This is a genomic window from Aerosticca soli, assembly GCF_003967035.1.
GTDB lineage: Bacteria > Pseudomonadota > Gammaproteobacteria > Xanthomonadales > Rhodanobacteraceae > Aerosticca > Aerosticca soli.
The window spans coordinates 1619638-1642345 of record NZ_AP018560.1 but is presented as its reverse complement, the minus strand read 5'-3'; the positions used below and the strand labels follow the sequence as shown (position 1 = coordinate 1642345).

At 64.7% G+C, this 22708-nt stretch carries 22 protein-coding genes and 1 tRNA gene; 15 read left to right on the top strand and 8 right to left on the bottom strand.

Annotated elements, in window-relative coordinates; all coding sequences use genetic code 11:
* The first annotated feature begins 28 nt into the window (after positions 1-28).
* The 14 genes from lolA (at position 29) to ALSL_RS07665 (ending at position 11478) form a co-directional block, all read left to right on the top strand.
* Positions 29-676 (top strand): outer membrane lipoprotein periplasmic chaperone LolA, encoded by a 648-nt coding sequence (gene lolA / locus ALSL_RS07730; RefSeq protein ID WP_126537990.1) that lies wholly within the window; start codon positions 29-31, stop codon positions 674-676.
* A 61-nt stretch (positions 677-737) separates the two neighbouring features.
* Positions 738-1787: an SPOR domain-containing protein gene (locus ALSL_RS07725; RefSeq protein ID WP_126537988.1), complete on the top strand. Its 1050-nt coding sequence runs from the start codon at positions 738-740 to the stop codon at positions 1785-1787.
* Positions 1788-1809: 22 nt separating this feature from the next.
* Positions 1810-2370, top strand: a complete 561-nt coding sequence (locus tag ALSL_RS07720) for a CvpA family protein (RefSeq protein ID WP_126537986.1) — start codon at positions 1810-1812, stop codon at positions 2368-2370.
* A gap of 28 nt (positions 2371-2398) precedes the next feature.
* Positions 2399-3907 carry an amidophosphoribosyltransferase gene (gene purF, locus ALSL_RS07715; protein WP_126537984.1) on the top strand — a complete coding sequence of 503 codons (1509 nt, stop codon included), beginning with the start codon at positions 2399-2401 and terminating at the stop codon, positions 3905-3907.
* Between the two features lie 486 nt (positions 3908-4393).
* Positions 4394-5614, top strand: a complete 1221-nt coding sequence (locus ALSL_RS07710; protein WP_126537982.1) for a tyrosine-type recombinase/integrase — start codon at positions 4394-4396, stop codon at positions 5612-5614.
* On the top strand, positions 5611-6135 hold the full coding sequence (locus tag ALSL_RS07705) for a hypothetical protein (protein ID WP_126537980.1): 525 nt from the start codon (positions 5611-5613) through the stop codon (positions 6133-6135). The genes ALSL_RS07710 and ALSL_RS07705 overlap by 4 nt, the downstream gene beginning before the upstream one ends.
* A gap of 131 nt (positions 6136-6266) precedes the next feature.
* A complete protein-coding gene (locus ALSL_RS07700) occupies positions 6267-6473 on the top strand; it encodes a helix-turn-helix domain-containing protein (RefSeq protein WP_126537978.1) in 207 nt (68 codons plus the stop codon).
* On the top strand, positions 6470-8161 hold the full coding sequence (locus ALSL_RS07695) for a DNA primase family protein (RefSeq protein WP_126537976.1): 1692 nt from the start codon (positions 6470-6472) through the stop codon (positions 8159-8161). The genes ALSL_RS07700 and ALSL_RS07695 overlap by 4 nt, the downstream gene beginning before the upstream one ends.
* 519 nt (positions 8162-8680) lie before the next feature.
* Positions 8681-8935, top strand: a complete 255-nt coding sequence (locus ALSL_RS07690) for a hypothetical protein (protein ID WP_126537974.1) — start codon at positions 8681-8683, stop codon at positions 8933-8935.
* Positions 8936-9043: 108 nt separating this feature from the next.
* Complete coding sequence (locus ALSL_RS07685; protein WP_161970940.1) at positions 9044-10051, top strand: phage major capsid protein; 1008 nt, start codon at positions 9044-9046, stop codon at positions 10049-10051.
* Entirely contained in the window at positions 10048-10248 is a 201-nt protein-coding gene (locus tag ALSL_RS07680; RefSeq protein ID WP_126537970.1) for a hypothetical protein, read from the top strand. Before ALSL_RS07685 ends, ALSL_RS07680 begins: the two co-directional genes overlap by 4 nt.
* Complete coding sequence (locus tag ALSL_RS07675; RefSeq protein ID WP_126537968.1) at positions 10245-10511, top strand: hypothetical protein; 267 nt, start codon at positions 10245-10247, stop codon at positions 10509-10511. The genes ALSL_RS07680 and ALSL_RS07675 overlap by 4 nt, the downstream gene beginning before the upstream one ends.
* A gap of 22 nt (positions 10512-10533) precedes the next feature.
* Entirely contained in the window at positions 10534-10941 is a 408-nt protein-coding gene (locus ALSL_RS07670) for a P27 family phage terminase small subunit (protein ID WP_198410643.1), read from the top strand.
* 3 nt (positions 10942-10944) lie between these two features.
* The gene (locus ALSL_RS07665; protein WP_126537966.1) at positions 10945-11478 is read left to right on the top strand and encodes a hypothetical protein; all 534 of its coding nucleotides are present in this window, start codon (positions 10945-10947) and stop codon (positions 11476-11478) included.
* Positions 11479-11509: 31 nt separating this feature from the next.
* Here ALSL_RS07665 and ALSL_RS07660 read toward each other — a convergent pair whose 3' ends face one another.
* The 6 genes from ALSL_RS07660 to ALSL_RS07635 all read right to left on the bottom strand — a co-directional run bounded on the left by ALSL_RS07660 (position 11510) and on the right by ALSL_RS07635 (position 17619).
* Complete coding sequence (locus ALSL_RS07660) at positions 11510-13030, bottom strand: AAA family ATPase (RefSeq protein WP_126537964.1); 1521 nt, start codon at positions 13028-13030, stop codon at positions 11510-11512.
* Between the two features lie 79 nt (positions 13031-13109).
* Entirely contained in the window at positions 13110-13622 is a 513-nt protein-coding gene (locus tag ALSL_RS07655) for a hypothetical protein (protein WP_126537962.1), read from the bottom strand.
* A 318-nt stretch (positions 13623-13940) separates the two neighbouring features.
* Positions 13941-14030 (bottom strand) — tRNA-Ser (locus tag ALSL_RS07650).
* A gap of 237 nt (positions 14031-14267) precedes the next feature.
* A complete protein-coding gene (serS, locus tag ALSL_RS07645) occupies positions 14268-15548 on the bottom strand; it encodes a serine--tRNA ligase (protein WP_126537960.1) in 1281 nt (426 codons plus the stop codon).
* A 76-nt stretch (positions 15549-15624) separates the two neighbouring features.
* Positions 15625-16257, bottom strand: a complete 633-nt coding sequence (locus ALSL_RS07640) for a 2-hydroxychromene-2-carboxylate isomerase (protein ID WP_126537958.1) — start codon at positions 16255-16257, stop codon at positions 15625-15627.
* A 15-nt stretch (positions 16258-16272) separates the two neighbouring features.
* Positions 16273-17619 carry a replication-associated recombination protein A gene (locus ALSL_RS07635; protein WP_170172045.1) on the bottom strand — a complete coding sequence of 449 codons (1347 nt, stop codon included), beginning with the start codon at positions 17617-17619 and terminating at the stop codon, positions 16273-16275.
* A 151-nt stretch (positions 17620-17770) separates the two neighbouring features.
* On the opposite strand from ALSL_RS07635, the gene ALSL_RS07630 reads away from it, so the two are divergent.
* Positions 17771-20797 carry a ligand-binding sensor domain-containing diguanylate cyclase gene (locus ALSL_RS07630; protein WP_126537955.1) on the top strand — a complete coding sequence of 1009 codons (3027 nt, stop codon included), beginning with the start codon at positions 17771-17773 and terminating at the stop codon, positions 20795-20797.
* A gap of 91 nt (positions 20798-20888) precedes the next feature.
* Here the strand turns inward: ALSL_RS07630 and ALSL_RS07625 are convergent, their stop codons facing one another.
* Complete coding sequence (locus tag ALSL_RS07625; RefSeq protein ID WP_126537953.1) at positions 20889-21335, bottom strand: host attachment protein; 447 nt, start codon at positions 21333-21335, stop codon at positions 20889-20891.
* Between the two features lie 111 nt (positions 21336-21446).
* Positions 21447-22652 (bottom strand): acetyl-CoA C-acyltransferase, encoded by a 1206-nt coding sequence (locus ALSL_RS07620; protein WP_126537951.1) that lies wholly within the window; start codon positions 22650-22652, stop codon positions 21447-21449.
* Positions 22653-22708: the final 56 nt, after the last annotated feature.

The window sequence follows — 22708 nt, the reverse complement described above, 5'->3', positions numbered from 1 at the left end:
CATGCTTCACGACCGGAACCGACCCCGTATGAAACGGCTGCTGGCTTTGCTGCTGATCGCCTCGACCGCGTTTGCTCATGCCGCCGACACCGCGCGTTCGCGGCTGGACGCCTTCGCCGGCGGGCTGCATTCGCTCACCGGACGCTTTACCCAGACCTTGACCGGCGGCGAGGGCGAGCCGCCCAAGACCAGCGCCGGCGTGCTCGCGCTCGAGGCACCGCGGCAGTTCCGCTGGGAGACGCAGACGCCGTATCGCCAGCTGATCGTGGCCGACGGCAGCCGTGTCTGGCTCTACGACCCGGAACTCGAGCAGGTGACGGTGCGCGTGCAGAGCAGCGAGGAGGCGCACAGCCCGCTCACCGTGCTTACCGACCTCAAGCAGATCGACCGCGAGTTCAAGGTCAGCGAGGAGGGCGCGCGCGACGGTCTGCTCTGGCTGCGGCTGACCTCGACGGCCAGGGATCCGCAGTTCGAATACGCCGACCTCGGTTTCGATGCGCAAGGGCTGGCCCGGATGCAGTTTCGCGACGCGCTCGGCGCGCTCACCGACATCCGCTTCAGCGACTGGCGGCGCAACGTTCCACTGCCGCCGGACACGTTCACCTTCACGCCGCCGCCGGGCGTCGACGTGATCGGCGATCTGCCGGTCATCACCACCCAGCCGCTCTCGCATTGAGCCTGCGTCCAAGGGCGGGCGGGTATAATCGGCGGCGCTGCCGCTTGTCCTGGAGCCCGTTTTGAAAACTCGTCTGCTGGGTGCCGCCATCCTGATCGCCTTGGCGGTCATCTTCGTGCCGATGTTCTTTTCCAGCAGCCCGCCGGCCGGCGGCGAACAGAACGCGAGCCTGGATCTGCCGCCGGCGCCGGACCGCGAGCTCAAGACCCGGACCATGGACCTGGCCCTACCGCCGGCCACTTCCGCGAGCCCGGGGCAGGGGGCGGCCGTCGTCACCACGCCGCCGCCCGCGGCGGGTGCCCCTTCGGACCGGCTGGCCACCGTCAACATCGGCTCCAACCGGCCGCGCGACGTCGAGACCGATCCGGAGGCGGGGCGGCCACCCGAGCCCACGACCGTCAGCAGCGCCGCGGGCACGCCCACGCCGGCCCCGGCTCAGCCACCTGTGCCGGCCAAGCCGTCCCCAAGCGAGCCGCTGATCAAGCCGCGGACGCCGGCCCCGGCCGTGGCGCCCAAGGCCGACGCGCCCAGCGCGCCCAAGACCGACCTGGCGGCCGGCACCGCGACGCGCGGGCATTACCTCATCAATCTCGGCGCCTACGCCTCGGCGAGCGGGGCGCAGAACCTCATCCAGAAAGTGCGTGCACTGGGCTATCCCGTCGCCAGCCATCCGTTGCAGCAGGGCGGCAAGTCGCTGACCCAGGTCAGCGCCGGCCCCTTCGAGACCCGGGCGGCGGCCGAAGCCGCCCGGCTCAAGATCGCCCAGAGCATCAGCGGCGTGCCGGCGCGGCTGGAAAGCGGCGCCAGCGACCAGCGCGCCGACACCGCGAGTCCGGCGCCGGCCGCGGCCAGGAGCGCCGCTGCGCCGGGCCGCGTCGGCGGCTTCGCGGTGCAGGTGGCGGCCATGGCCAGCCAGGGCGATGCCAATGCCTTGCGCGACCGCCTGCGTGCCCATGGTTTCGACGGTTTCGTGGACAGCGTCGAGGTCGGCGGCAAGCGGCTGTGGCGGGTCCGCGTGGGCCCGCAGACCCAGCGCGCCGATGCCGAGCGGCTGCGCGATCAGCTCAAGACCCAGCTCGGCCTCGCCGGCAACGTCGTGACCGTGCCTTGAAATCCCGCCGTGGCCCCAGCCGATGAACGGGATCGACTATCTCATCCTCGGCGTGCTGGCCCTGTCGGCCCTGATCGGGCTGTGGCGGGGACTGGTGTCGGAAGTGCTGGCGCTGGCGACCTGGATCGCCGCCCTCTGGCTGGCCTGGCTCTACGGGCCATCGCTGGCCGCCCTGTTCGGGCAGCGCATCGCATCGTCCGCACTGCGGCTGGCGGTGGGTTATGTCGTTTGCTTCGTGCTGGTCCTCATCGTCGGTGCGTTGCTGCGTTTCCTCATCGTGCGGCTCGTGGTCGGCACGGGTCTGGGCGGCCTGGACCGCCTGCTCGGCATGCTGTTCGGCCTCGCCCGCGGCGTGCTGCTGGTGATCCTGGCGATCGCCCTGGTCGGACTCACCGCCTTCGCGCACGACCCGTGGTGGCGCCAGTCGGCCTTGCTGCCCCATTTCAGGGACACCGCGGCATGGCTCGGACAGTATCTGCCCGAGCACGTACGCCGCCGCCTGGCCTTTTCGGACGACGGCCGCCCGCCAGCGCTCGACGCGCCGGCCACCTCGGCGAGCGCACGCGCGCCGTTCCCCTTGTGATTTTTCGCCAAAAGAGTTGCTCCCCATCATGTGCGGAATCATCGGCATCGTCGGCGTCACCGAAGTGGCCTCGGCACTCTACGACGGCCTCACCGTGCTGCAGCATCGCGGCCAGGACGCGGCCGGCATCGCCACCATCGAAGGCGACAAGCTGCGCGTGCACAAGGGCAACGGGCTGGTCCGCGACGTCTTCACCCAGCACGCGATGAGCCGGCTGCGCGGCCGTATCGGCATCGGCCATTGCCGCTATCCGACCGCGGGTTCCGACGACGTCGACGAGGCGCAGCCGTTCTACGTCAATTCCCCCTACGGCATCGCCTTCGCGCACAACGGCAACCTCATCAACACCGCCGAGCTGCGCCGTGCGGTGTTCGAGGACGACCGCCGGCACGTCAACACCGATTCGGATTCCGAGGTGCTGCTCAACGTGCTGGCCCACGAGCTCGAGATCCAGGCCCGGCTGCACTTGAGTCCGGATGAGATCTTCAAGGCCGTGGCGGGCGTGCACGCGCGCGCGCGTGGCGGCTATGCCTGCCTGGCGCTGATCCGTGGCCACGGCCTCATCGCCTTTCGCGACCCGCACGGTATCCGTCCGCTGGTGCTCGGCGAGCGCCTCACCGCGCAGGGCCGCGAATATGCGATCGCCTCCGAGTCGGTCGCGCTCGACGTGCTCGGCTTCAAGCGGTTGCGCGACGTGGCGCCCGGCGAAGCGGTGCTGGTCACCGAAGAGGGCCAGCTGCACACGCGCATCTGCGCCGCCGGCGCGGTCCACGCGCCGTGCATCTTCGAGTACGTCTATCTCGCCCGGCCCGACTCCATGATCGAGGACGTCTCGGTCTACAAGGCGCGTCTGCGCATGGGCCAGAAACTGGCCGAGAAGATCCGCAGGCTGCGCCCGCAGCATGGCATCGACGCAGTGATTCCGATTCCCGACACCGCGCGCACCGCGGCCAGCGCGCTCGCCGAGGTGCTCGGCGTGCCTTTCCGCGAAGGCTTCGTCAAGAACCGCTATGTCGGACGTACCTTCATCATGCCGGGTCAGGAGGAACGGGTGAAATCGGTGCGCCGCAAGCTGAATGCGGTCGAGCTGGAATTCCGCCGCAAGACCGTGCTGCTGGTCGACGATTCCATCGTCCGCGGCACCACCTCGCGGCAGATCATCCAGATGGCCCGCGATGCCGGTGCCCGTCAAGTGTTCTTCGCCTCCGCGGCGCCGCCGGTGCGCTATCCCAACGTCTATGGCATCGACATGCCGGCCGCCGCCGAACTCATCGCCGCCGGCCGCACCGAGGCGGAGGTCGAGCGACTGCTCGGTGCGGACTGGCTGATCTATCAGGATCTGGACGATCTCATTTGGGCCGTGCGCGACGGCAACGAGGCGCTCGACCGCTTCGACACGTCCTGCTTCAACGGCGATTACGTCACCGGCCTGGACGCGCATTACCTGCGCCAGATCGAAATGCTGCGCTCGGACGACGCCAAGGCCGCACGTCGCGGTGACCCGGCCCCGGTCTTGGGGCCAGGGGTGGTTTCGTAGGGCTCAAGGTTGCGAGTGTGTCGCACGGAGTGCCCGCGTGCGAAAGAACCCGTGCTGACAAGACCCCTGGACGCGGATCGGGAGCGCGCGCACGAGTGCAGTGCAGGCGGAGCCATCGCTCGACGTCGCGTTTTGGCTTGAAATCATGGCCATGACCAGCACCCCGTGAGAGGAGCCAGCACTCGTCGCGGAACCTTCCATCGGGGCTCTCAACGTAGCCGGTCCGTCCCCATTTGCCGGCTGGATCCCACGGATGAACGCTCACCCATCGAGCGCCCTTCCAATGCACTGACGAGGTATGGCGGAGAGAGTGTCCGGGAAAGGCTTATCCGTCCCCATTCGTCCGCTTCCGAAAATATGCCTACAAGCTTTTGTGATGCAAGACTTTTTCTGTCTAACCACGTCCGAGTCCGTTCGCTAGAATCCGCCTACAGCGGCTATACTAAGTAGGGACGAAAGTAGGGACTACGGGTTTGGCGGAGGCATATGAATAATCGGCTCACAGCCTTGTCAGTGAAGAATCGGAAGGCACCCGGACGCTATGGCGATGGCGGAGGGTTGTACCTTTTTGTGCGGCCCGATCTGAGCAAGACTTGGGTGTTCCGCTGGCGCGACCGGACGACCGGCAAGCTCCGGGACAAGGGACTCGGCCCGGTCTGGGACGTCACGCTGGAGGAAGCCCGCCGCCGCGCGGCAACCTATCGCCAGCAGGTGCGCGAAGGTATCGACCCCATTGATGCCGCGCGGCAGGCTCGCGCCGCTGTGAAGCTCGAACGCGCCCGGCGGCTCACCTTCGGCCAGTGCTGCGAGAAGTACATGGACGCGCACCGCGAGAGTTGGCGCAACGCCAAGCACGCCGCCCAGTGGCAATCCACGCTCGACACCTACTGCGCCTCGCTGCTCCCGCTCCCCGTTGCCGAGATTGATACTGCCCTCGTCATCAAGGCGCTGGAACCGATCTGGACGACCAAGACCGAAACCGCCACTCGCGTCCGGCAGCGCATCGAAGCGGTGTTGAATTGGGCGACGGCTCGCGAGTTCCGCACTGGCGAGAATCCGGCGCGCTGGCGCGGCCACCTCGACAAGTTGCTGCCGAAGCCGACCAAGCTCAAGAACGTCGAACACCGCGCCGCGCTGCCCTACAGCGAGGCCGGCGCATTCATGGCCGAACTACGTCAGCAAAAGGGACTCGGCGCGAGCGCGCTTGAGCTTCAAATCCTGACGGCCTGCCGGCCCGGCGAAGTGGCCGGTGCGCAATGGGCTGAGTTTGACTTGGAAGGCGCGACGTGGACGATTCCGGGCGAGCGCATGAAGGCAGGCAAGGAACATCGCGTGCCACTCTCGCCACCCGCCGTCGCGTTGCTGCGCAAGCTGCAACGCGTCAGTGTCTATGTGTTCCCCGGCACGAAGAAAGGCCAGCCGATCACGACCGCCGCCATGCTCAAGGCGCTGCGCACCATTCGCCCCGGGTTCGACGCCCACGGCTTCCGCAGCACCTTCCGCGATTGGGCCGCTGACCAGACCGCCTATCCGCGCGATGTCGCCGAGGCCGCGCTGGCGCACGCTGTCCAAGGCGTTGAGGCGGTGTACCGTCGAACCGACTTGCTCAACAAGCGCGCCCGGCTCATGGCGGATTGGGCGAAGTATTGCGCGAAGGCTGCTCCTGCCGGCAACGTGACGGGGATTCGTGAAGGGGTGAAGGCATGAGCACTCGCAAGAAGATCGAGGATGCCGCGCAAGAGACGCTTCAGCGTTTGAAGGACGGCGCGGACGTCACTGACCCTTCGCTTCCTGTATGGACGGTTGATGCGGAACTGGCACTGGAGTCCGAGCACCAGCGCTTTGAACAAGGCGACAAGGCGGCACTCCTTGCCGCTGTGCGAATCTGCGCAAACCACGACCTTCCGCTGCCGCCATGGGCGAGCAAGGCGTACATCCTCGCCTACGACAAGGTTCTGAACTGCCGCGTAGGAAGTTGGGATGAGGCATTTGGCCGTCCATTCAAAAAGGGGAAGCATCTTCATTCCTTGCGCAAGCATCGAGAAATGCGAAGCAAGGTTTGGCTCGCTGTTCGCCATGCCGTTGAGAAAGAAGGACAGGCATTAGATGAATCCTTGTTCGAGAAAATTGGCAAGTCATTCAATCTAGGAAAAACGCAAACTTCAGACCTGTATTACGAGGCCCATCGCCAAGTGAAGTGGGCCTACGATAAAACGGCATCCGAGTAAATCCGCGAAAACAGACCAACTTCGCGGAAAGACTTTCCAACCCCTCATCCGTAGCTTTCGTCTCGTACTCGACCAAACGAGTACGGGCGCGAGCACTTTCGTCGCGTCCAATCTCGAAAGAGGATTTGAACGTGAAAGACGACAAGACTCCCGCGCCGCTGGCGTACTCCCCGCTGGACGCTGCGCGCCGTCTCGGCGTGGGCCGCTCCACGATCTACGAACTCATCAAGTCCGGCGACCTCGAAGTTAGCAAGCTCGGTCAACGCACCCTCATCCACGCCGATTCCTGCGACCGCGTGCTGGAGAAGTTCCGCGTCAAGTCGAGCAGCCGTGCGTGACCAAGAAGCGCAAGCCCGACCTCGAAGGGGCATCGTGCCCCACGGACGATCCGCGCATTGCGGAGGAAGCGCGGCGCCTGCTCGCCGAGGAAGATGCTGCGATGAGTGAAAGCGAACTCCGCGCACGTGCCGATGCGGAACGCAAACGGCTGGACAAGGAGCACCGCGCGAAGCGGAAGAAAAATGCGGGTGGCGCTGCGGACAAAGAACGGCCCACGATGGCGACTGACGATCCGCGCATTGCGGAGGAAGTGCGGCGCTTCACGGAAGGTCAACAACAGCGTATCGCAGAGGATAACGAGCGCAATCCGGTGCTGCCGTCGCTGCGTACCAATCCGTTCGGCGCGGCGACCGTCGTACTGGAACGCTACTTCACCAAGGATGACGTTCGGCTTCTTGTCTACTACCGGGAAGATTGGTACCAGTACAAGAACCAGCGCTGGGTACTGGTGGCGAAGAAGGATGTGGAAAGCGCCCTGTACAAGCGGTTGCTGCTCTGCCGGCAGGTCGATGCGGAAGGTGAGATCCATGACTTCGTGACGTCGAAGCCAAACCTCGACACCATCTATTTCCAGATCGAGAAAAACGAAACGATCCCGTCGGACTTGGTCTTGCCTTGCGCGCGCGAGCCGGACGGCAGTTGGCGCGAAGTCGATGGGCAAGGTTGCATGGTCTGTCGCGGTGAGATCGTGGACATGGTGTCCGGGGAGTCGAGGCCGACCTTGTACACGTTCGTGCCGAACGGTGCGGACTGGCGCTATGACCCGAATGCGTCTGCCCCTAAGCGCTGGCTTCAATTCCTTGCCGAGCTGTTCGGCGACAAGGCCGACGAAATTGCCATGCTGCAAGAGTGGATCGGTTACGTTCTGGCGGGAGACACCTGGGCGCAGAAGGCGTTGCTCATCGTCGGCCCCAAGCGTGCCGGCAAGGGCACTATTGGCGAAGTGCTGCGGCGGTTGTTGGGCAAGTCGATGGTGTCCAGCCCGGCGATCAATGCCATTGGTGATCGGTTCGGGCTTGAAGATTCCATCAACAAGCGGTTGCTGCTGGTCAGCGATGCCCGCCTGTCGAGCAAGAAGGACACGATGGCGGTTGTCGAGAACCTGCTGCGCATTGTGGGCAATGATCCGGTCATGGTGGATCGAAAAAACAAGTTGGCGATCACCGATCAACTCGGTGTCCGGGTCATGATGCTGACGAACACGCTGCCGCAGTTCGCAGACAGTTCCGATGCCATCAGCTCGCGTTTCCTGATCCTCCAGTTGGGCCAGTCGTTTTTTGATCAGGAGGATCACCGGCTGCTGGACAAGCTGACCGACGAACTGCCTGGCATTGCGCTGTGGGCGATGGAGGGCTACCGGCGACTGCGTGAGCGGGGCCGGTTCGATGAGCCTGAAAGCTCCAAGCAGGCCCGCAAGGACTGGTACGAAACCGGGAACCCGCTTGCCGAGTTTGTGAAGGACTACTGCGTGCTTGGGCCTGACGAGAAAGTTGACCCGACTTTCTTCACCGAGAAGTACAACGTGTGGCGCGGGCAGCGGAAGATGCCCACCGTTGCCTCAAACAAGGTGAGTGAAGCGCTGAAGGATATGTATGGTGAAAGCATTCGTCGCGGATCGGACGGAAGTAAAAGGTGCTGGCGCGGGATCGACCTCAATGAGGATGGAAAAAATCTGGCTGACATTTGATACCTGCCGGGCAGGTGTTGATCGTCGGCAGGATCGTCGGTAGACCGACGATAGACCCTCCTTCAGCCTGCCGCGCGAGCGCAGCGAGGTTGCCGGGGGGTTGTTCGATGGGCGCTGCCGACGATAGAACCGACGATCAACCGACGATACTGCCGACGGTTCTAAGCCTTGGTATTACTGAGTTGCCGACGATACCGACGATTACTTTCTATTTGCAGGAAGTAAAACAAGAAAAGAGGGAATAGAGAGATAAAGGGTAAGGAGTAGGTTTTTAGCGTCGGTAGCGTCGGCACCCTCATCGAGTTGATGAACCGTGCCGGCAGTCTTGCGCCCGACTCGCCCGGCAGCGCGCCGCCCACGTAGGCGTGTGCAGGACCGTGTCGCGCGGCTCGCCGGTAGTCGGGGCTGCGGTAACGGCCCGGTCGCCGCGTAGCGGGCCGGAAAACAGGAGATAGGTTAATGCCAATACATAACTGCCCATGCTGCCGCTGCGAACACGACGAGGATGCGGAGCGCGCCGTGCGGATCGCTGAGCGCGCCGAAGCCTTCGCCCGTGTCTGCGAAGCGCTGGGCGTTCAAGTCGAGTCGAACCGTGTTGGCCCGCGCACGGCGGCGGAGTTGATCGGGATGAATCCGAAAACCTTTGGTGGATGGCGAAACCAAGGTATCGGGCCGCAAGCCGAACGCATCCCCGTGCGAGGCTCGCAGTATTCCTACGACCTCAACGTGCTGGCGGCATGGGCCGTCGATCAGAAGATTGAAAAAAAGTTCTAGCCGCGTCGATTCGTTGACCATCGTTGTCCACGGTTGACCATCGTTGTCCAAGCCGCTGGCGCACTCTCGATGCGTAGTCCACTCCACCCGCATCGAGGATTCACCACCATGTCTTTCAATTCTGGCCCGCGTGGCCGTTCCTTCATCCGTATGAAGTGTGCGCAGTTCGGCGGCGGCAGTTCGCCGGAACTGACCAACAGCTTCGCGATGGCCCGCTGGCCCGCTGAAGGCTTCGGTATCAGCAAGGCCGCACAGGCCGCGCTCACGTCCGGCGACATTGGCACGGCGGAAGCTATCGAGTTTCTCGGCGCGGTGCGCGAGAAGTCCGTGCTCGGTGGCCTCGTCGGCACGCGCCCGGTCGCCTTGGACAAGCTGTTGCTGAAGCGCACGAACGGCGCCACGGGCTTTTGGGTCGGCGAGGCTTTGCCTGTGCCGCTGCTCAAGCCGGTGCTCGCCGGTTCCATGCTCACCGCGAAGAAGGTCGCCGCGATCATCGCCACCACCACCGAAGCGATCCGCGCCGAGTCACCCGCCGTCGAAGCCGGCTTGCAGCAAGACCTCGAAACCGGCTGCATCGGCGCGCTGGACTCCGCGTTCCTCGACGCCAGCAACGCGGGCAGCGATTCCGTTCCCGCAGCGGTCACGTCCGGCGCACCGACCATCCCCGCCACCAGCGACGCTGCCGCTGATCTCAAAGCGCTCATCGCCGCCTTCGCGGGCGACATGGCTTCCGCCTATCTCGTCACCGATCCCGACACCGCAACAGGGTTGGCGATGGTTCGCGGCGCGAGCGGCAGCTTCCTGTTCCCCGATGCTGGCCCGCGCGGCGGCTCCATCCTAGGCATCCCGCTGCTCGTCTCGCGGTTCAGCCCGCGCGACACGTCGGGCGGCCAGGTCGCGCTCATCGACGCTTCCGGTATCGCGCTGGCGATGGAAGGCATCGAGCTGTCGCAGTCCGAAAACACCAGCCTCGTGATGGCCGACACGCCCACGTCGCCGGCAATGATAGTGTCGATGTTCCAGACGAACACCGTGGCGCTGAAGGCGGTCATCCGCGCCAACTGGGAAAACCAGCGCGTCGGCGGTGTCGCGGTCATCACCGGAGCCGACTGGTGAACGGCATCGAGCAGTTACTGGCCAACATGACCAAGGCCGAGCGCAATCGGCCCATCACACGAGGCGAACTGATCGAGTTCGCCGCCACGACGCTGCGGCACATGAAGGCTCTCAAGCAACGCAGCGATGCATTCGAGCAGCGCGTGGAAGCCTTTGAGCAGCGCATCGCCCAACTTGAGAAAGGAGTACGCCCATGAACCCGATCCTCAGTCCACGCGCAGCACGAAACGACTATCCCCATACATGGGATGAACTCAAAGCGCGGATTGCCGAAGCCAAGCGCGCCACTGACGCCGAGATCATCCCGTTGGGCGCAACGATCATCGAGATTGAAGGCGTCTCGATTCTTGAAGTCATGTGTGTGACTGATCTTGTTGCTGATGATGCCGAGATGCCGGCCACCGGCATGCGCTTTCGTGTGCCGCTTCGCGACCCGCTTCAATCGCAGCAAGTCCACTGACGCCGACCGGGGGGAGTGGCACATGCCGCGCGCTGTTGCGCCGGAATACGCCGCGCCCATCAAAAACGCACAAAACCAAGGTTGCCTCGCAAAAAATCCAACCATGACCACAGCGAAATCCCCGCCGAAAGGGCTGTCCACTGCCGCGAAAGCATGGTGGAAACGGTTGGCATCCGAGTACGGGATTGATGACGACGCCGGGCTTTTGCTGCTGCAAACCGGCCTTGAAGCGTTTGACCGGATGCGTGGCGCGCAAGAGGCCATCCAGCGCGACGGCATGACCGTGCTCGACCGCTTCGGCCAGCGCAAGGCCCATCCCTTGCTGCCCGCCGAGCGCGACGCCCGCGCCCAAATGCTCGCCGCGCTGCGGGCGCTGAATCTCGACGTCGAACCGCTCCACGACCGCCCCGGTCGCCCGGCAGGACGCTGACCGATGCCGACCACACGTCGCCTACGCACGCGCTCGCGCCGCGAAGCCATCGACCCTGCGCACTGGGCGATCCTCACCGACGCACCGCTGCCGGCAGACGCCAATCCCTTCACCGCGTTGGACGCGGAGAGTTACGACGTCATGCGCCTACTTTGGGAGGACTACCGCGCCGGCATCCTCGCCGACTGGATCAAGACCAAGCCTGGCACGCGCCCAGCAATGTGGTGGCGGTACGATGCGCCGCGCCTCAATCCGGCGCAGCTAGGGCGCTGGTCGCGCACCGTGGTCGCGCCTCGACTAATCGAAACCCGCCGCAAGCTACGCGGCGACGGGAAGCCGCTCCACGAGGCATTGAACTACGCGCCCACGCATGACTACGGGATTCCGGCGTGGTTCGGCGATCCCGACAATCCGCCGGTGTTCGAGTCGCAGCACGCTTACTTGAAGCGCCACGGTCTGCTGCTGCCGGCAGAGCGTCGCAAAATCGCCGAGCCGTATCCGCATCCGTTGCATATTGAGCCGACCAAGCGATGGTGAAGCCAGGTACAACGGGCGCAATCTTGAATGGTTACGCCTCTACAGTTGACCTGGTTGTGCCCCGCAAGTCGCTCTCACTTTTTGTATTAGTAATTGACGCTATTGCCTTGGCGCCAACGAATTCATAAAGAGAAAACTCTCCCAGAGGCCAATCTTTATTTTTTGCAAGACGCCCAATAGTTTGACCAACTACAATCTCCCAATCTTTGTTAATTTCAGATATACCAACAATGATATTTCTGAGCTTCTTGAGCTTCGTGTCCCTGCCTCTATCACTGGAGCCTATGACTTGCTTAAGGAGATTTACCTCAGGATGGCTTTGATTGGATTTAATCCAGGTCTCCGCCTTGGCCTTGAATTCATCCCAAGTGTTACGCATTTCACTCAAGCAATCATCTGTCAAAAGAATGTTCTCCATCTCATAACAATGAAGTACATGTCTGACCACGCACCCTTCTGAGCCAATTTCTTTTCGGCTTTTATCGCCATCGCCATCGCGTATCGAAAGTGCTTTTGGGTCATCGTATATTGCCCTCATCAGGCCATCGCATGACCTTTCTAGTGCATTCAATTCCGGCTTTGAATGCGCCAAGCAAGGAAAGACACGAATTTTCCCTTCAGATGTGCGACAAGCTTGATTCCACACACGCACATCGTCTTCGCCTTCAACAATTAACGGGACGTCGCCCCCGATGAAACGCGATAGAGGATGGCCGAAAAATGGAGCAATATTTTTAAATGTTTCAGCTATGGGGCGCTGAGTGACGCTATTAAGATATAGCTCTTTCGTGCCAATGCTGCACATCGGCGAAATGGCGAACTCGCAAATCATTGGCGTGCTGTGAGTTGCCAAAATCACATAACTACTTTTTTGCGCATCATGACTCAAACGCCCGATCTGGCCGATGACAAATCTTGCAAACTTGGCTTGCAGGTCAGGATGAAGATGTACATCAGGTTCATCGAGAATCAGGAGGTTAGTTTTTGTCGCTTCGCAGAGGTCAAAGAAATGCATAACTTCTGATGCTAACGAAACAACCTCTGATTCGCCGCTACTCAATTCTGCGGGTGTAACTGAATCTCCGTTCAGTGCAAAAAACGCAAAGCCACCATTTCGTTCACGTCGAAGCGTTACATTGGAGAGCATTTGATTGATATGAACGAGAAACTCACTGTCAAATGTTCGGCTGCTATCCTTGCGAATTTCAGGATCGTTATCAAGGCGCAACCCCCAACGATCAGCCAATTCCTTCAGACGTAATTTCGAGGCCTTTTTGAAATCGGCTGCCTGATTCTTATCGCGCTGACCTTTTAGATAAGTTGGATTGTGCTGAATGTTATGCGATACATTTGCATCATCAACAAACTCTCCGGCGCGCTCGGGGCTTAAATAGCTCACATGATATTTCGATGTGTCATCTCCGAGCTTAGACAATTCACGAAGGAACGTGCTTTTGCCTGATCCATTTCGGCCAACAACTATATTTATTCGTGTCGGCTTCTTTAATTTCGCGCCTTGCGTCCCAATTTCCTTTTCCTGTTCATTTATCATTTGAACATCCTTCGATAAGTCGGGTTGCTTTTACGCCTCATATCTGACGCGCCGGCTATGTAACAACGACCGCCCTTGCTCACTCTGGATTGTCAATGTTGAACTCGTTGACAGCTTGCTCGTAAGCGACGCCTGCTGGCGTCTGATCCACGTTATTCGGGTCGCCGTCGATGTGGGACATGGCATCCAGTCGGGTAAGCCAAGCCGCATAGAGCTTCTTTGCCTCGGCAACTTGCGCAGGAGTCTTACCGGCGATCCATGCTTCATAGGCAGCCCGGCCTTTGTCATGAGTGGATTTCCACGCAGGGGCAAGCGGTGCAAGTGCGCTGGTGTCCGGCCCCTTTGCTGCGTCGGCCTGCAACTTTTGCTCGAACTGCTGCGAACTCATAGTCGCCATTGCAACTCGGTTGTCCATGTCCCGTTTTTGGGAGGCAAGCTGCATGTCGAGGCTCGCTTTGAAAGCAGCGACAGAGTAATCCCCGGCTGCTTCATTGAGCTGAGCGACAAGTCCCTTGGGCGGTGCGCTGGTCTGTGCGTGCGAGATCGAACAGGCAAGCAGCATGGACGCTGCCGCAGTGAGCATCTTCTTCATGATGATTCCCCTGTCGTCCCGTCTGGGGGACGTGTTGGCAGTATCGAGCGATCCGAGAGGGTTGGCTAGTCGCACCACGCAACGCGAACGGGGTGTGCCTACGCCCATGCAGGCATGTGCAGGAGCGCGTCGCCCGGCAGCGCCAGTGCCTACCTATAGCCCCGGAGCCTTCGGGCAGCGGAAATCGCCCGGAAACCCTCTCTGTTCCTCGTCCGTAGTCGTCCGCGCGCAAGCGACCTGTACCGTAGGGACGAAAGTAGGGAAGCTAACCAATAGGCAAGAAAAAAGCCGCTTAAATCAGCGGCTTAGTTCCACTTCTGGCGGAGAGAGTGGGATTCGAACCCACGGAAGGTTTGAGCCTTCGCCGGTTTTCAAGACCGGTGCCTTAAACCGCTCGGCCATCTCTCCGTTCGTTTGTTGCAAGGCACGCTGCGCGTGAGCCTTCGCCGGTTTGACTCGGAGCCTCCTGCTCCTCGCCCTACGGGCCAGCGGCCGGGCCGCTGTTCGCTTCGGCCTCCTGCCTGCGCGAGCAAGACCGGTGCCTTAAACCGCTCGGCCATCTCTCCGGTAATCGACGCACTTGGCGCCGTAGGTCACGCGCCGGCGCAATCCTAGCAAGTCGCGGCGGCGGTGCGCAGACTGGGGTCAGGCGATCGCGGTCAAGCCGCGCAGGTAGGGTCGCAGCACCTCGGGCACGGTGATCGAGCCGTCGGCGTTCTGGTAGTTCTCCATCACCGCGATGAGGGTGCGGCCGACGGCGAGGCCGGAGCCGTTCAGGGTGTGCACCAGTTCGGGCTTGCCGGTTTCCGGGTTGCGCACGCGCGCCTGCATGCGCCGCGCCTGGAAGTCCTCGCAGTTGGAGCACGAGCTGATTTCGCGATAGGTGTTCTGGCTCGGCAGCCATACTTCCAGATCGTAGGTCTTGGCCGCGGAGAAGCCCATGTCGCCGGTGCACAACAGCACCTTGCGATAGGGCAGGCCGAGTTTGCGCAGCACGGTCTCGGCGTGGCCGACCATTTCTTCCAGCTGGTCGTAGGAATCGGTGGCGCGGGCGATCTGCACCATCTCCACCTTCTCGAACTGGTGCTGGCGGATCATGCCGCGCACGTCGCGGCCGTAGCTGCCGGCCTCGGCGCGGAAGCACGGCGTGTGCGCGGTGAGCCGCAGGGGCAGTTCGTCGGCTTCGAGAATGCTTTCGCGCACCAGGTTGCTGAGCGGCACTTCGGCGGTGGGAATGAGGTAGCGGCGACTGTCGCCAACCTGGGTGGCGAACAGGTCCTCCTCGAACTTGGGCAGCTGGCCGGTGCCCTGCATGGCCTCGGCGTTGACCAGCAGCGGCACGTTGCATTCCAGATAGCCGTGTTCGCCGGTGTGCAGGTCGAGCATGAACTGGGCGAGCGCGCGGTGCAGATGCGCCAGCTGGCCGCGCAGCACGGTGAAACGCGCGCCGGAGAGTCTGGCGCCGGCCTCGCCGTCGAGCCAGCCGTGGCGGGCGCCGAGATCGACGTGGTCACGCACCGTGAAGTCGAACCGGCGCGGCTCGCCCCAGCGCAGGATCTCGCGATTGTCGTGCTCGTCCTTGCCGAGCGGCACCGACGGATGCGGCAGGTTGGGGATGCCGAGCGCGATCGCGGCCAGCTTGGCTTGCACCTCGGCGAGCGCATGCTCGTTGGCCTTGAGCTGGTCGCCGATGCCGGCGACCTCGGCCAGCAGCGGGGCGACGTCCTCGCCCTTGGCCTTGGCCTGACCGATCGCCTTGGAGCGCGTGTTGCGCAGGTTCTGCAATGCCTGTGTTTCGGTGGCCAGCCGCTTGCGTTCGTTTTCCAGCGCCTCGATCGTCGCCACGTCGAGCTCGAAACCGCGGGTTTCCTTGAGCCTCGCGGCCGTTTCGGCCAGGCGCGTGCGCAACAGGACGGGATCGAGCATGGCAGATGACCGGATGACCTTGAGAATCCCAACGATTATGCGTGGCGATTGCGCGCTGCCGCAATGCAGCCGCCTTTCACGGGGTGCGACGGGCGCCTATGGGCAGCTGGGCCACGCGACGCATGTCAGGCTCGTCCAGCACGCTGGGATCGCGTAGGCAGGCGAGCGCGAAATCATGCGCATCGTCGCCCCAGAACAGGCGGCCTTCGCCGAGCGAAAGCGTCGGTACGCCGAACACGCCCTCGTCCATCGCCGCCTCGAAGTTGGCCTTGAGCTGCGCCTTGACCGCGGGGTCGGCGATCGCGCCCGCGGCATCGCCGATGCCGAGCCTGGTGGCGACGGGTTCGAGTTGCCGCGCATCGTCGGCGGGGCGGCCTTGTCGCCAAATCCAGTCGAAGATCGCGTCCACCGCTTCCGGCGTGCTGCCGGCCGCGATGCACAGCCGCAGTGCGGCCAGCGGATTGAAGGGGTGGCTGGGCGGAAAGGCCAGCGGCAGCCCGGTCTGACGCGCCCGCCACAGCACGAAGCGGTAGACGAACGCGCGCTTGCCCGGAATCTCGGCCGGCCCGCGCAGCCCGAGCCGGTCGAGCACCCCGGCGAACAGGATGGGACGCAGCAGCACCGGTTGCTGCGCGGCGAGGGCGCGCACCTTGGGCCATTGCAGATAGGCGAAGGGCGAGACGAAATCGAAGTACCAGGTGACAGGCATCTTTTAGAGCCCCCATCAATTGCCGCGGCGGCGGGCGTGGCCGCGAGCCTGACGCCGGGCCTGGCGCAGGGCGTCGAGTTTCTCGCGCAGCTTCTGTTCGAGGCCGCGGTCGACCGGTGCATAGAACTCGGTGCCGTCCAGGGCGTCAGGCAGGCATTGCTGGTCGAGCGCGACGCCGCCCTCGACGTCATGGTCGTACTGGTAGCCCTTGCCGTAGCCCAGGCCCTTCATGAGCCTGGTCGGCGCGTTGCGCAGATGCATCGGCACATCCAGTGTGCCGGTCTCGCGCACGGTGGCGCGGGCCTTGTTGTAGGCCACGTAGGCGGCGTTGCTCTTGGGCGCGAGTGCGAGCCAGAGGACGAGCTGCGCGAGGCCGAGCTCGCCTTCCGGGCTACCGAGGCGCTCGTAGGTATCCCACGCGTCCAGCGCCATGCGCCACGCGCGCGGTTCGGCGAGGCCGACGTCCTCCACCGCCATGCGCGTCATGCGCCGGGCGAGATAGAGCGGATCGCAGCCGCCGTCGAGCATGCGCACCAGCCAGTACAGCGCGGCATCGGGATCGGACGAACGCACCGACTTGTGCAGCGCCGAGATCTGGTCGTAGAACTGCTCGCCGCCCTTGTCGAAGCGGCGCGTGCGGTCGGCCAGCACCTGCGCCAGCGTGGCCTCGTCGATGCGGCCGTCCGCGGCGAGTTCGGCGGCGATCTCCAGCATGGTCAGCGCGCGGCGCACGTCGCCGTCGGCGGCCTGCGCGATCAGCCGCAGCGCGTCCTCGTCGACGGCCAGATGCAGCGCGCCGAGCCCGCGTTCCTCGTCGGTGAGCGCGCGGTGCAGCGCGATCAGGATGTCATCCGCCGAGACCGCATCCATGACGTGCACGCGGCAGCGCGAGAGCAGCGCCGAGTTCAGCTCGAACGACGGGTTCTCGGTGGTCGCGCCGATGAAGACGATCACGCCCTTCTCGATGTGCGGCAGGAAGGCGTCCTGCTGCGCCTTGTTGAAGCGGTGCACCTCGTCGACGAAGAGCACGGTGCGCCGGCCCTGCGCGAAGTTGGCCTCGGCCTCGGCCAGCGCCTTGCGCACTTCGGGCAGACCCGAGAGCACCGCGGAGACCGCGCGGAAATCGGCATCGGCGTAGCGCGCGATCAAGAGCGCCAGCGTGGTCTTGCCGCAGCCGGGCGGCCCCCACAGCACCATCGAATGCACATGCCCGGCCTCCAGCGCGCGCCGCAGCGCCTTGCCGGGACCGAGCAGGCGCTGCTGGCCGACGATCTCGTCCAGCGTGCGCGGCCGCATGCGCTCGGCCAGCGGGCGGAGCGTATCGGCGGCGGGGAACAATCCGGGGGGCGGGGCAGGCGGCATGGGCGGCATCGCCTGCATGATAGGACAGCACGGCGCTGTCATCCGTTTCGCCGCTGCCCATGGTTATCATGGCTCCAAGGGGGACCGGAGGGGTGGCCATGTTGACCATGCCAAGGCGAGGGGACGCAAGAGCGGGCAGGCGGGGGCCGGCATGAGCCAAACGTTGCCGCGCGTGCCTCGCGCAGGTGGCTGGCTGGTGTGGGTGCTGGCCTGGCTGCTGGGCATCGCCCCGGCCTGGGCGGGCGATCCCTGGGCGCCGTTCGACCTGCCATGGTTCGATCGCGTGGGGGTGACCGACGGCCTGCCGCACGCGATCACCACCTCGGTGGTGCAGGACAGCCGCGGGCTGATCTGGATCGGCACCATGGGCGGGCTGGTGCGCTACGACGGTTTTCGCACCCAGGTCTATACCCAGCGCAATGATGACCGCGGACTGCCGGACGCCTACGTGCGCTGCCTGCTCGCGTTGCCGGACGGTGCCCTGCTGATCGGCACCGGCGCCGGCGGCCTGGTCCGGTTTCAGCCGGGCGACGAGACCTTTCACCGTTACCCGACCGGCGCGGGCGGCGTGGCGGACCGCAAGATCTACGCGCTGACCAGCGACGGCGCGGGCGGCGTACTGATTGCCTCCGAACGTGGGCTGGATCGCCTGGATCTGGCCCGCGACCGCATCGAACACATCGACACCGGCAAGGCCGCCGCGCCACGCGATTTCAGCGCCCTGCGCGACCGCGCCGGCAATCTCTGGCTCGGCAACGACCGCGGGCTGTTCGTGCGCTGGGCGGGACAGTCCGGCTTCGTCCGCGTCGAGGCACAAGGGGCAATCGCGCAGGTGCTTGCCGACCAGGTCTGGGCGCTGCGCGAGGATCGCGAGGGACGGCTGTGGGTCGGCACCTTGGAACTGGGCGTCGTCTACCGCGATCGCGACGGCAGCTGGCATGCCTTGCCCGGCTTCAGCGGCAGCCAGAGCGACGGCGCGCGCCGCGCCACCGTGCGCGACATCCTGGAAACCTCGAGCGGGGCGTTGTGGTTCGCCACCGATGGCAACGGCGTCATCACCTACGTCCCGGGCGAGGCCACGGTGCGCGAGCTGGTGCACGATGCGGCCATGCCCTCGTCGCTGCCGGGCGATGCGGTGCGCGGCCTGTTCGAGGACCGTTCGGGCAATGTCTGGGCGGCGACCGACCTCGGCGTCGCGCATGCCAACCTGTTGGCGCGCCGGGTTTTCACCCTGCAGCCTTCCATGCAGTCCGAGCACGCCCTGGCCAACGTCAGCGTGCGTGGCATTTTCGTCGACAGCCATGGGCGCATCTGGCTGGGTCTGGGCGCCGGGCACATCGACGTCATCGATCTCGCTACTGCATCCATCCGCCACCTGGAGCTCGGCGGCCGTCAACGCCGACGCGACGTGCAGGCCTTCGCCGAGGCCGCCGACGGCAGCATCTGGGTCGGCACCCAGGGGCTGGCCCGGGTCGACCCGCAGACCTTTGCCGTGCAGGGCGCCATCCTGCCCCAGCTCGACCGCGTGCCGGTGCTGCACCTCTTGGCCGATGGCGATGCCTTGCTGATCGGCACCTATGACGGTCTGTACCGTTACGAGCCGGCCAGCGGCGCCCTCGCGCACATCGAGCACGTGGCGAACGATCCGGGCAGCCTGGCCAGCAGCACCGTGCGCCAGATTACGCGCGTCAACGGCGCCTACTGGTATCTCACCAGCCGCGGCATCAGCATCGCGACCGCTGCCGATCAACGCAGCGGTTTCGTGAACCTGTTGCCCGATCCTGCCGATCCGGACGCCCTGCCGGGCAACCAGCTCGATTCGCTGGCGGTCGATGCACGCGGACGGATCTGGGTGGGTACGGCAGCCGGCCTCGCCTGGCTGAACAGCGCACGGCCGCCCTATCGCTTCCACACCCTGCACATGGCCGACGGTCTTGGCAGTGACAGCATCAACGCCGTGTTGCCCGATGCGCACGGCAACGTGTGGGCGAGCCTGCCCAACGGCATTGCCAGGGTCGATGGCGCCACGCTCCATGCGCAGACGCTCGGTGTCCGCGATGGTCTGCGCGTGTCGAGCTACATCTACGCCGCAGCGGCGCGCGCGCCAAGCGGCGAGCTGCTGTTCGGCGGCCTGGGCGGACTCACCGTGATCCGCCCGGACTGGCAGTCGCCGCCGCGTACGGAGCCGGTGCTTGCCATCACCCGGTTGACGGTCAACGAACAGGTGCAGCCGATCGGCAGCCTGCCGCCCCCCGGCGGCAGCCTCACCTTGGCGCCGGAGGAGCGCAACCTGCGTGTCGCCTTCGCCTTACTGGACTACCAGGCACAGGGCGAGACCGTCTACAGCTACCGCCTGGATGGCTTCGATCAGGACTGGATTGCTGTCCCGCTCGGGATGCGGCCCTACGCGAACTACACCAACCTGCCGCACGGCAGCTATCCGCTGCGTCTGCGCGCCGTGACCCGCGGGCTGGAAGGGCGCACCTACGAGACCGTCCTGCACGTCAGCATCCAGCCGCGCTGGTACGAGACACCCGCCGCCGCGCTGTTCGGTCTGTTGTTGCTGCTGGCCGGCATCGTCGTGCTGGTGCAATTGCGCACCGTCTACCTGCGCCGGCAGGCCCGGCAATTGCAGGAACGGATCGACCGCCACACGCTGGAACTGCGCGCGGCCAACCAGCGGCTGGACGAGCTGGCCAGCACCGACGAGCTGACCGGTGTCTACAACCGCCGCCGGTTTCTGGCGCTGCTCGAGGAGGTGCGGCAAAGAACGCCCGCTGGCCATGCCTGTCTGCTGCTGCTGGACCTGGATCACTTCAAGCGGATCAACGACAGCCGTGGGCATATCGCCGGCGATGCGGTGATCCGGCAGGTCGCGCAGACCCTGGTCAGCACGTGTCGCAAGGGCGACCTGGTCGGCCGCTACGGCGGCGAGGAGCTGGTCGTCTGCCTGCCCGATTGCGAGCTTGCCCAGGGCATCGCACTGGCCGAGCGCATCCGGCAGGCGCTCGCGGAGCTGCGTGTCCTCCATGGCGGCGTCTCCATCACGGTGACCGCCAGCATCGGCGTGGCCGCCCATCGCGAAGGCGAAAGCCTGACCCAATGGCTGGCGCGCGCGGACGAGGCGCTGTACGAAGCCAAGCGCGACGGCCGCAACCGCTGCGCCGTGGCGGCCTGAAACGCGCAAGCTGCACCGCTTCCCGCTGCGGGCATGAAAAACGGCCCGGGGGCCGAGAGGGCGCCGGGCCGTGATCGCACGCGGGTGTGGCTCAGAATTTCAATTCCAATTTGGCTAGCCGATCGCGCAATTCCTCGAAAGTCAGCGTCGTGTAGTCGTGCTGCAGCTCGTCCCAGAGCCTGGCCTTGCAGGCCTCATCCAGATGCTCGCGCAGCACGCCCAGGAAACGGGGCGGAGACACCAGCACGAGTTTGTCGTAGCGGTTTTCCTGGGCCGCCTTCAGCAGGAAATCACTCAGCTGGCGGGCGAATTGCTGGGCGGTCTTTTCGCGTGGCGTGGTGTGCGGTTCGATCGCGTGATGGCCCGGCGCGGCGCTTTCGTCCACCCGCGGCGGGCGGTCACGAGCGATTTCATGCACCGGCAGGTGCGCATCGGGGTTGTCGAAACAGGCGACTTCCTGCCAGGCCTTGTCCGGCAGACGATACTCGACGACCCGGGCACGTCCGTTGTCGGCCACCAGAAACCACATTTGCCTCATGACGCTCTCCTTTGTTGGAAGTTTTGAACCATGGCGCTGGCTATCTGTGGCCGTCCGCTGCCGGATCAAGCCGCCATCGCCGCAAACCGGCGGCGATGGCGGCCGAAAAACTCAGACCGCTTCGAAGATGCCCGCCGCGCCCATGCCGGTGCCGATGCACATGGTCACCATGCCGTACTTCTGCCGGCGTCGGCGCAGGCCATGCAGCAGTGTGGCGGCGCGGATCGCGCCGGTGGCGCCGAGCGGGTGGCCGAGCGCGATGGCGCCGCCGAGCGGATTGACCCTGGCCGGATCGAGGCCGAGATCCTTCATCACTGCCAGCGCCTGCGCGGCGAAGGCCTCGTTGAGTTCGATCCAGTCGAGCTGATCCTGCTTGAGGCCGCATTGCTTGAGCGCCTTGGGGATCGCCTCCTTGGGGCCGATGCCCATGATTTCGGGCTTGACGCCGGCCACGGCAAAGCCGACGAAGCGAGCGAGCGGCGTCAGGCCGTAGTCCTTGATCGCCTGTTCGCTGGCGAGCAGCAGCGCGCCGGCGCCGTCGGAGGTCTGCGAGGCGTTGCCGGCGGTCACCGTGCCGCCGAACTGGCCGTTGCGGAACACCGGCTTGAGCTTGGCGAGCACTTCCGGCGTGCTGCCCGGGCGCGGACCCTCGTCGGTGTCGATCAGGCGGTCGTCGGTCTTGATGCCGCGCGAGGCGAGGTCGGGGTAGTGATCATCGAGCCTGAACGGCGTGATCTCGTCCTTGAATTCGCCGTTCTTGATGGCCGCCAGCGCGCGCTCGTGGCTGCGCGCGGCGAAGGCGTCCTGTTCCTCGCGGCTGATCTTCCACTGCTTGGCCACGTTCTCGGCGGTGATGCCCATGCCGTAGGCGATGCCGATGTGTTCGTTGTCGAAGATGGCCGGGTTCATCACCACCTTGTGGCCCATCATCGGCACCATGCTCATGCTTTCGGTGCCGCCGGCGAGCATCAGGTCGGCTTCGCCGAGGCGGATGCGGTCGGCGGCCATCGCGATCGCCTGCAAGCCGGAGGAGCAAAAACGGTTGATGGTGACGCCGGGTACGGTCTCCGGCAGGCCGGCCAGCAGCACGCCGATGCGGGCGACGTTCATGCCCTGCTCGGCCTCGGGCATCGCGCAGCCGATCACCGCGTCGCCGATGCGGTGCGGGTCGATGCCGGGCGCCTGCGCCATCACGGCGCGCAGTACGTGGGCGAGCAGGTCGTCGGGCCGGGTGTTGCGAAAGACTCCGCGCGGCGCCTTGCCCACCGGCGTGCGGGTGGCGGCGACGATGTAGGCGTCTTGCACTTGCTTGGTCATGGGTTTTCTCCGTGAAAGCCGGCAGGGGCGTCGGGTGTCGAGCTGTTCCGTATGCC